Below are 9,515 nucleotides of genomic sequence, written 5' to 3'. Positions count from 1 at the left end.
GGGGGGGGAGCGTCGGGGATGACTCGGTGGAAGACAGGATCATCGCGAAATACCTCAGCGTTCTAAGTTGGGATGGAGCAGGCGCGTCCACGGCGCGCGGCACAGCCATGGCCGCACCGCACGCGGCGCGTAGCGTGCAGTCTGCGCCAGCCCCGCGGTGTCGCGCAAGACTGACGGCACGTCGGTTGTGAAATCGACACGCGCGATCGCGATGCGGACCGAGACAGACGGGCTATCCGGTCGTCACAATCGAGCAGGAAGTCGAGGCCGCGCTTGGCACAGCATGGCCGCCGGCCTGCGCGCTGGAGTGTTGATGCACGGCATCGGATAGACGACGCTCGCGCGGTCCGCTAGATCGAGCCGACCGAGTCAAACACCGGACCTTGTACGTACCGCACATCGTATTGCTGCAGTAACTCGAACTGCGCTTCGTCCATGACGTGCGTGAAGATCAGCGGGATCTTCAGCCGGCTCGCGTAACTCACCAGTGGCTTGACCACTGCATCGCGCAACGCCGAGCCCGAATTCATTTTAATGAAGTCCAGCCGCGCCATGTCCGACACTGACAGAATTTGGCCGGCATTGGGCAGGTTGCCCGCGACCTTGAAGCCATAACTTTGGTAGCTCTTGGTCAAGTAGCCAAGAAACGTGCGATGCGCGACGGCCATCTCCGGCAGCTCGATGACCACACGCGCCGGATTCAAGCCGAGCGACACGAGCACGGTCGAGAAATGGCGTCCGTGGTCGTACTTGACGCTCTTCAATAACCGTTCATGCACGTTCAGAAATAGCAGGCCGCTGCGCTGCACGCCGAAGAAGTTGATCGCGTGCACAAGCCGCGACAGCCGGTCCAGTGCCACCAGATCCTGATCGTCGACGGTCGAGTCGAACGGATCGCGCACCGGCGTCCGCTCCGCGCCTGCTGACGCGGCCTGTGTCCTCGCCTGGTAGCCGATGTCGTCGCCGAAGCGGTCGGCCGCGTGCGCATCGGCGGCCAACGATTGCGCAAAGCCCCGCGAGCCCACGTCAAAGATCGGCTGGTACTGGCTGGTCAACTCCAGGCCATTGTGCCGGCCGTGCGCCGTTGCACCTGCGTGTAGCAACACGCGCTCGGCGAAGTAAGGATGGCGTACCGCGGCGGCGACGAGTTCAGGAAGGGACGGCGGAATCATTATCGAAATAGTAGCAGTCGCCGCGGCTGTCGCATCGACAAAAATTTGGCTGACGCGGTTGCGCCGAGCGGCATGCCACCGGTCGCACGCCGATGCGCCGGGTGCTCGAAGGTTGCTGATACCGGTGGCTTTATGTTCGGGCTGGTGAACCGGGCAGTTCACGGCTCTTGTTTAGCCTTGCGTCGCGGCCCGCGCAGCATGCTGTTCCCACAGATGCGCGCAGATGAACATGACGACGCCGGCGAACAGCACGCCGACCAGCGCGTCAGGGCTGATCGTGCGCATCAGCGCGCCGGCAATCATCGGCCCAAAGCAACTCGCCACGCTCCACGATGCACCGATCAATGAGCTGGCGGTGACCAGCGCCGGGCCACGAAAACGTTCGCCGATCGCCGCCAGCGACAACGTGTAGATCCCGCCCGCGGCCGCGCCGAGCACGATTAGCACAGGCCAGCGCAGCCACGGCTGCGCGGCGATCATCGGCAATGTCGGCAGCAGCAGCGCCACGACCAGCGCGGCGCCCAAGTGCACGCGCGCCCGGCCGACGTGATCGGCCAGCCATCCAAGGGCAAACGCGCACACCGTATCGCCGAGCAGGATCGCAGAGCCGAACACGACGGCCAGTTCCGTTGCGACGCCATGGTGGATCGCAAACAGCGGTAGCAGCGACAAGGCTAGTGTATCGAACAGCGCAAAAAAGCCCGCACCGACCACTAGTGCCGGCATGCGGGGTAATACCGTTTGCCAGGCGCCATGAGGTTCATCGTCGGCTGGGCCGATGTCGTGGGCGATGCGCATCATCCACAGCCCCGGCAGCGCCAGCAGGAAGATCGCGCCGCACAATGCAAAACGCCATCCCGGGTAGTCGGCGATCATGCTGACCAGCAGCGGGCCAGCCATCTGGAACAGCGTGAAGTTGGTCGCGTACAGTGCGACGATGCGCCCACGCGATCGATCGTTGGCGAGCTGGTTCACCCAGGCTTCGGTGATCGTGAACAGCAGCATCAAAGCGGCGCCAGCGATCGCCCTCAGAAGCGCCCAGGCAATGAGGTTGACCGTCAACTGCATCGCAAGCGTCGCGATCGACGTTATCCACACCGTGCCGATGATGGCGCGGCGTGCGCCGATACGCGACGTGATGCGTGCTGCGAATGGCACGATCGCGATACCGCCGCCCGCCTGCGCGGCGGTCAGCATGCCGATCACGTGCGAGCCATAGCCGGCTTGCATCAACGCCAGGGCGGTGAGCGGCAACGTGGCGCCGATGCCTAGCCCGACGACGGCAACGCTGACGATTAACGCAAAGAAGTCGCGTGTAAAGATAGCTTTCATTCGTAGTATTATGGGGCCGGCGTACCAATGGCGGCAGGCCCGTTATCGTGGCGCCGCGCCCGCGGGTGATCGCAGCAGGCGGCGTGGGTTGTTCTGGCGCTCAGGAAGGTGTTACGCAGGCCGGCGCGCGCCGCTCCAGATTGTTCCAAGCTGCCAGCCCAAGCGCACCGAGCGCCATCGTGACGCCCAGCGCGTATCCGGACACCAGCATGCCGGCGGCCGGAATCGATACGCGCAGGTCACGCGCCACGTCTACCAGCCATCCCATGATCACGAACTCGGTGGTACCGATGCCGAAGGCGACAATGGCAATAGTGATGAGCGGCAAGGGCATGGGCAGGCTTCGGGGTGGGGAACCGCGGTTCGGGCACGCAGGGTGCGCGTGCCCCGGAGGCCGTGAAACACCATCTTACTGTATCCGGGGAAGCCCTGCTGCCGGACGTCGTCGATGGCGATTCGCCGGCGATTGCGCACCAGTCGTGCGCCGCGCGGCCATCAGCTCATACTGTGCCGCCGTGTCGCCCGGCGCCGGCGGCGAACCGCGGGCACCCGTGAGCCCTTCGTTGAGCATGGCTCAATAGCCGCTTGCTTCTTCGCGCATGAGCGCCAGTGCCAGTTCCGGCAGCGACGCGTTGTCATAGGCCGAGCGGCAGTTCGCGCGCAGTGCCGGCCGCGGGCGGCACTGCGCGGGCTGTACGGGAAACGGTACGTTTTTTGTGCGATCAGTGCGGATTGTCAGCGAGTGTTCATCTTGGGCGTGATGTAATGGATGTCATGCCGGACGATGACGCTGCACGCCGCACCCTTGTCACAGTATTCGACGGCCATCACTCTCGTTGTTCGCGAATTCGTATTGGCACTGCCGGTGGAGCCGGATATTTGGCCCGTGCCGCCCTTGCTCGAGTGCGCGGATCGCGACGATGTCGACTACGTGCTCGGACCGGTCTCGCAATGGCATCCCGGCAAGGTTAACGGGATTCGGGCGTTTGTCGATCCGAGCGGCTCGCGGGTGCCGGAGAGGTTGCACGTGGCATGCTCGCTGCGTCGCATTTTCCCGTCGAGATACACGAGCGTGAAGCCGATGCGCTGGCCGAGTGCTGCGGCTATCACGGTGACGCCGAGGAATACCTATCGCATGCGTCACGGATTGACGCGGCGACGTGGCGCGCCGGCTGTGGCCTCGTCAGGCGCAGGCGTGGCCGGTCAACTGACGCGCCACTCCCCCGTCGCAAAAGGCCATGGCGCCGCGGGGCGCGATGCCGGTTGCGCCGTGGCGTGCGGACTCTTCGTGCTGTTGGCCGAACCGCTTGGGTTGCCGCGTGTGACCATCGCGTCGGCCGGATGTTGCCGTTCTGGCGTGCCGCGGCCTGCGTTGCACTGCGGTGCAGGGGTGCCTTGCTCGGCGTCATAGCCACTGTCGTCGGCCTGGCCGTAGTGTGCGCAGACAAACTCGACGAAGGCGCGCGTCTTAGCCGCCATGTATTGCCGCTCCGGGTAGACTACGGACAGCGTGGTCTGACTTTCCAGAATCTCGCAGTCGGGCAATAGCTGGACCAGGCTGCCGCTGGCCACGTCACGCTCGACCACACGCTGCGGCAGCAACGCGATGCCCATGCCGCCGACAGCCGCGGCGCGTAGCATCTGTGCGCTGTTCACCACGTAGATCGGCTCGGGCATCGCCAACTGGTACTCGGCGCCGTGCGCATCGCGCAGATGCCAGAGCCGGCTGCGGTCACTGTGCGATTGCGCTAGCAACGACAGCGCAAGCAGGTCATTGGGCGTTTGCGGCGCGGCGTGCTCGAGCAGGTAATCCGGCGAAGCGACGATCACCGACGCGCACGAACTCAGGATCTGGCTGGAGAGTCCATTACCCGGCGCCACCGCGGCTTGCACTAGACCGACGTCGTAGCTGTCGCCGAGCGCGTCTACGGCCTGGTCACCCAGCGTGACATGTAAGCGGATCCGTGTGTGACGCTGGCGAAACTCTTCGACCAGTCCGATCAATTCGTCGCAAAGCGATGCCGAAGCGGCGACGCGCAATGTGCCGCGAGGCTCGTCGTCACCGTTGACCACGGTTGCTTCGATGAAGTCAAGTTCCTCGAGCAGTCGACGGCAACCCTGTAGGTAAACGTATCCTGCCTCCGTCAACGACACGTTGCGTGTCGTGCGATTGATAAGCCGCGTGTTCAGGTGGGCTTCCAATGTCGCGATCGAACGCGTGACCAAGGCATTGGAGACATTCAGTTGCTGTGCCGCGCGCCGAAAACTCTGTGTTTCCGCGACCCGGGTAAACACGCGCATGGCCTGGATCTGATTCATTCTGAGCTCGTGGTCGAGAAAGTTATGTTTGACAGCCGATTGTTTTTCCCATATTAAAGTTGCCCGGCCTTCGGTGTTCCGTTGGGGAAATCCATTCGGGATCTCAGACAGTTTATAGAGGATTGCGGAGATCAAGCAAACGGGGAGCGACAAAAATCGACAATTGGTAAGCGGATCGCATCGATGAGTGGACGCACCCGCAGCGCGTAATGCGCTCCGATATCATGTTATTGTCCCCAGTACCGCGGCACTTTCATGCATCTGCCCTCCCGTACACGGGGTAGATGCAACTTCGGCGCTTTGTGTCAGCTATTTCAAAATTGTAAACAGGTGCACGCAATTCTGTTCCGTTGTTGCATTCAGTGAATAACTGTCTGCATACGCGGCCGTTGTTAGGCTGCTAAAGATGAATATCTTCACCGGCTCGCTCGGCTTTACCACTTTATCGTGATGCGACTCGACGATTGGCCACGGTCGGAAAACAGCTGGCGCCTATAACTCCACGCTTAGTTTCAAATTATCCCGGCGCTCTTGTGCCGTAGGATTGCTGGTGTCTAAAAGATACTATGCCATGCATTTTCGGTAATATTGTCTTGGTGTATTCGACTATTTTGGTTTTTAATTCCGATATTCGTGCAAATTAGAAAAAATTTTCCTGTATTGGTTTGGATTTGTTTTCGGTTAGCGCGATGGAGCTGGCGTTCCGCGAAGCGGCTCCCTTAGGCCGGCGAAGTGCCTCAGTCTATTATGTCAGCGCGCCCATACAATACTCAGCACAGCGGCGACTGCGGCAAACAGATAGACCGATTCATACTCGAAGTCGCTGGCGATCAGTCTAGCCAGGGGCCCGGTGAGGCCCAGAGACAAATCGAGGAATACGGAATAGGCGGACAACGCCGCACCGCGGCTGGCCGGTGGCACCAGCGCGACGGCTTCGACACCCAGTGCGGGGAAGACCAGCGCGAAACCCAACCCGATCAGCGCCGCGCCGGCCAGCGCTACTTGCGGGATGGGCGCGAGCCACAGCGTCAGCAGGCCGCATGTTTCGACCAGGAACGATGCGATGGCGACGCGAAAGCCGCCATGCTTTTTGATGGCACCGGCGAATAGCAGTCGCGCGCCGCAAAACAGCGTGCCGAATACGGTCAACGATAGCGCTGCATCCAGCAGCACGCCACTTGCCCCGTATGTGAGCAAGCCGCGCATGACGGTCTTCTTGGGTCCGATTTTATCCGCCATGCGGCCGGCGAGTGGCCGCATGAGCAGTATCGATACGTATTGGATGCTGATTGCAGCGCCGGCAATGACCGAGCCATAGCCCAGGTCGTCATGGACATAGCCGGGCAGCACCGCGAGCGGCAAGCCAATGCTTAGGTAGCACAGGAACGTGAACAGCACGATCGTGACGATCTGCAACGTGACGGCCGCCGGCGTGCACCAAGCCTCTATCGGACGCGGATCCTATCAGTCGGCGGTGTCGATCTGCGCACCATGCTTGACCTTGGCGCCGCGCGGCACCGGCGACCACGTCGGACGCTGTGTTGCGCCGCCATCGACGATTACGATATAGCGCCCGGCCCAGCGCGATGCCTCGCGATTCGGCTTAAGCACCCATAGGAGCTGGCCTTCCCGGATGCGCGTCTCATAGTCAGCGTCCAGTATGCCGTAGTGATCCAAAAACGTATTGAGCGTGCCCGGGATTCGGATACAGCCTTTCGAGTGCCGCATGCCGAGCAGCGATTCAAGCCGGCCGGGATCGGTAGCGTGCATTTGCAGCCGCATCTGGCTCATTGCGCGGTTACCCCAGCCGCGCTGTGCCTGCGTCCATCCGAGGTCGTAGATTCGCTGGTCGCGCGCGCCATAGCCGCGAATGCCATTGTCGTTGAACGTGCCTTCGGCGCGAAAGTCCATGTTGTCCGGAGTATGCCGGAATACCCCGAGCGGCGTGATGAAATGGTCATAGAGACCTGGCATGCCGGTAGAAACAGGCGATGCGCCAATCACCTGCCAAGGATCCGACGGCGTCTGACGCCACATCAACACGAATGCTTGTACGAATGGATTGCGGTCCACGACGGCGACGAATTCGCTTGCCACGTCAGGCAAGCCGGCTTGGGCGAGCGCGTTCTGCAGCAGTTGCCCATAGTGCGCTTGGGCAGCGGCGGGTATCGACAGGGTGCGGTTGACAGACTGCACATACAGCTTCCGATAGTCGAGCGCAGAAGGCACATTGGTATAGCGCGGCAGTACGGGGGCGGTGGACGGTGGCGCGTGGGTGGCCGAGGCCGTGGGTTGGGCCGGTGGCCGCGCGGGTGACGAGGCTGGCGTTTGCGTTGGAACCGGCATCGATGATGAGTCTACGGCAGACGATTGTCTCGGGGCAGCCGGTTGCCCGGAGGCCGAGGTAGCCAATGAGCCCAGGGCAGCCGATGAGCCTTGGGCAGCAGATGAGCCCGGGGCAGCAGATGAACTGGGGACGGGTGACGCGATAGGCGTGGACGCCGTTTCGATGATCGGTTTGACTGTGTCGACGGTCGATTGTGCGGTCAATCTTGGCCGCGGCGCAGGTTCGGCCGCGTGTGCGCCGGCGCTTGCGTCGGACTGCTGTGATGAGCCCACCGCCGGCATCGGTGTCCAAAGCGTTAGCGCAATCCATACGAGCGTGAGCATACGGCCGTGCAGCAATCTGGCCGAAGTGCAGTCAAACTGAGAGCGGCCGCAAGCTGAGTGTTGTGCGTTGTGCGCTGGTCGATGGAGAATAGGTGATGGATGGTGTGTTTTTTGCATCGCCAATAGACCGTGCCGCACCGCGGGAGTTCGCGCCACCTATCAGCGTGCCGCTGGGTGTGCGGCGGCAGTCCCAAGAAGTTGGAACGCAGCGACGGCGCACACGCGGCCGACGTCAACCCGAATGCCGATATAGAGGGCAATGGACCACCCCGGCAAATCCGCACGGGTATCGTCGACGACGCCTACGTGTGTGTGGCGTACTCGACAATGGGTCGACAGCAGACCGTGGCCCCGCTAGAATCGCGGTCCCGCGATCTCCGACGGCCTGCCGCAATGGACTATCAGGCGATCCTTCATAAAATTCAGCACGACGTCACGCCGTGGCTCGGCAAAGGCCGCGTCGCGGACTATATTCCCGAGCTTGCGAAGGTCGGCCCGTCGCATTTCGGCATGGCAATTGTCACGTTGCGAGGCGAGGTCTTCTGCGCCGGCGACGCTTGGGTTCCGTTCTCGATCCAGAGCATCTCGAAACTGTTTGCGTGCACCCTGGCCTTTCAGTTGCAAGGCGACGCGTTGTGGCAACGCGTTGGCCGGGAGCCATCGGGCAATGCGTTCAATTCACTGGTGCAGCTCGAACATGAAAACGGAGTGCCGCGTAACCCCTTCATCAATGCAGGTGCCCTGGTTGTCACCGACGTGCTATGCCGGCGTTTCGTCCAGGCGGAAACAGCGCTCGTGCAATTCATGCGTCGTCTGGCCGGGCGCTCGGATATCGACTACAGTGCCAACGTCGCGGAATCGGAACTCGCGCATTCGGACCGAAATCGCGCAATGGCGCATTTCATGAAGAGCTTCGGTAACCTGCAGATGTCAGTGGACACGGTGATCGACGCGTATTGCCGGCAGTGTGCGATCGAAATGAACTGTGTCGACCTGGCTAGATCGGTCTTATTCCTGGCCAACGGTGGCGTGGTGCCGCACAGTGGCGAGCGCGTGCTCGGCGCGAGCCCGGCGAAACGCTTGAGCGCATTAATGCTCACCTGCGGTACGTACGATGCCGCCGGAGACTTCGTCTACCGTGTTGGATTGCCCGCCAAAAGCGGCGTCGGTGGCGGCATTGTTGCGGTATTGCCAGGGGAGTTCGGCATCTGCGTGTGGTCTCCCGCGCTGGACACGAACGGCAATTCACTGGCTGGTATGCAGGCGCTCGAGTGGCTAACGACGCTTAGCGGACGGTCAATATTTTGACGCGTCGCGCAGACCTGGTGCCGCGCAAACTAGGCGCGGGCGGCGTTTATGTCACGGCAGCGGGAATGCATCGCGTTAGATCGCCGATACGTCTCGAGCGGCGCTGATACTGCGATACCTTATAAAGATAGCGGGGCAATCATTGCCGGAGTTGAGCCCGGCGCCGGAGCGGATGCCGGAGTCGATGCTGGAGCCGATGCGGCTGCGGCTGCGGGTGCGGGTGCCGCGTTAGACGTTGCGGGGGACACCGAAGCCGGGATCGATACGGCTGGCGCCGGCATGGAGGTAGAGGCTGGCGCTCGAGCGGGACTGGCACCCACATTGGAAGCCGGGACGGCAACGGCGCCCGACGCTGCGATGGAACCCGATGCTGGTGCAGATTTTGGGGTTGCTTCAGCCGACGCAGCGGCGGCCGCTTCGACGTCTGCGCCGGCTGAGCGGACCTGCAGTGGCATGGCCGACGGAGTCGGCATCACGGGCATGTTCATCTTGAGCGGTGCGTCGGCTGGGGGGGCGGCCTTCTGATGAAACGTGCGCGTGTATGGACTGCTCGTCGCATCAAATTGTTCTTGCTGATACAGCGGTTTGGGCGACGAGCACGCGGCGAGCAAACTCGCAACGATCATCATGCACGTGCGTCGAAACAGTCGGGATCGAATCTGCATGGCGTAATGGATTCGGAGCGGCCAATCATGCGGCACGTCCACATCCGTG

Annotated in this window: 7 protein-coding genes and 1 pseudogene; 2 read left to right on the top strand and 6 right to left on the bottom strand. The window is 62.2% G+C overall.

The window, feature by feature from the left end; all coding sequences use genetic code 11:
* Positions 1 to 350: 350 nt before the first annotated feature.
* From KQH55_RS11520 to KQH55_RS11490, 6 genes and pseudogenes are all read right to left on the bottom strand, one after another.
* Positions 351 to 1,172, bottom strand: coding sequence for an EAL domain-containing protein (locus tag KQH55_RS11520; RefSeq protein ID WP_235090992.1), 822 nt, complete (start codon positions 1,170 to 1,172; stop codon positions 351 to 353).
* Positions 1,173 to 1,343: 171 nt separating this feature from the next.
* Positions 1,344 to 2,504: an MFS transporter gene (locus KQH55_RS11515; RefSeq protein WP_076786173.1), complete on the bottom strand. Its 1,161-nt coding sequence runs from the start codon at positions 2,502 to 2,504 to the stop codon at positions 1,344 to 1,346.
* A gap of 124 nt (positions 2,505 to 2,628) precedes the next feature.
* Positions 2,629 to 2,838: pseudogene (locus KQH55_RS11510) on the bottom strand (MFS transporter); the annotation flags it as partial.
* 869 nt (positions 2,839 to 3,707) lie between these two features.
* On the bottom strand, positions 3,708 to 4,823 hold the full coding sequence (locus KQH55_RS11500; RefSeq protein ID WP_235090990.1) for a LysR family transcriptional regulator: 1,116 nt from the start codon (positions 4,821 to 4,823) through the stop codon (positions 3,708 to 3,710).
* Positions 4,824 to 5,573: 750 nt separating this feature from the next.
* The gene (locus tag KQH55_RS11495) at positions 5,574 to 6,272 is read right to left on the bottom strand and encodes an MFS transporter (protein ID WP_076796125.1); all 699 of its coding nucleotides are present in this window, start codon (positions 6,270 to 6,272) and stop codon (positions 5,574 to 5,576) included.
* Between the two features lie 15 nt (positions 6,273 to 6,287).
* Positions 6,288 to 7,169, bottom strand: coding sequence for a L,D-transpeptidase (locus KQH55_RS11490; RefSeq protein WP_235090988.1), 882 nt, complete (start codon positions 7,167 to 7,169; stop codon positions 6,288 to 6,290).
* A 717-nt stretch (positions 7,170 to 7,886) separates the two neighbouring features.
* On the opposite strand from KQH55_RS11490, the gene KQH55_RS11485 reads away from it, so the two are divergent.
* Together KQH55_RS11485 and KQH55_RS11480 are read left to right on the top strand one after the other, a co-directional pair.
* Positions 7,887 to 8,801 (top strand): glutaminase, encoded by a 915-nt coding sequence (locus KQH55_RS11485; RefSeq protein WP_235091011.1) that lies wholly within the window; start codon positions 7,887 to 7,889, stop codon positions 8,799 to 8,801.
* A 48-nt stretch (positions 8,802 to 8,849) separates the two neighbouring features.
* On the top strand, positions 8,850 to 9,326 hold the full coding sequence (locus KQH55_RS11480) for a hypothetical protein (RefSeq protein WP_076796122.1): 477 nt from the start codon (positions 8,850 to 8,852) through the stop codon (positions 9,324 to 9,326).
* Positions 9,327 to 9,515 lie beyond the last annotated feature (189 nt).

The sequence above is a fragment of the Mycetohabitans sp. B3 genome (genome assembly GCF_021498065.1).
Taxonomy (GTDB): domain Bacteria; phylum Pseudomonadota; class Gammaproteobacteria; order Burkholderiales; family Burkholderiaceae; genus Mycetohabitans.
Note: the sequence above shows the minus strand (reverse complement) of the source record. Positions and strands in the feature narration are given on the sequence as shown.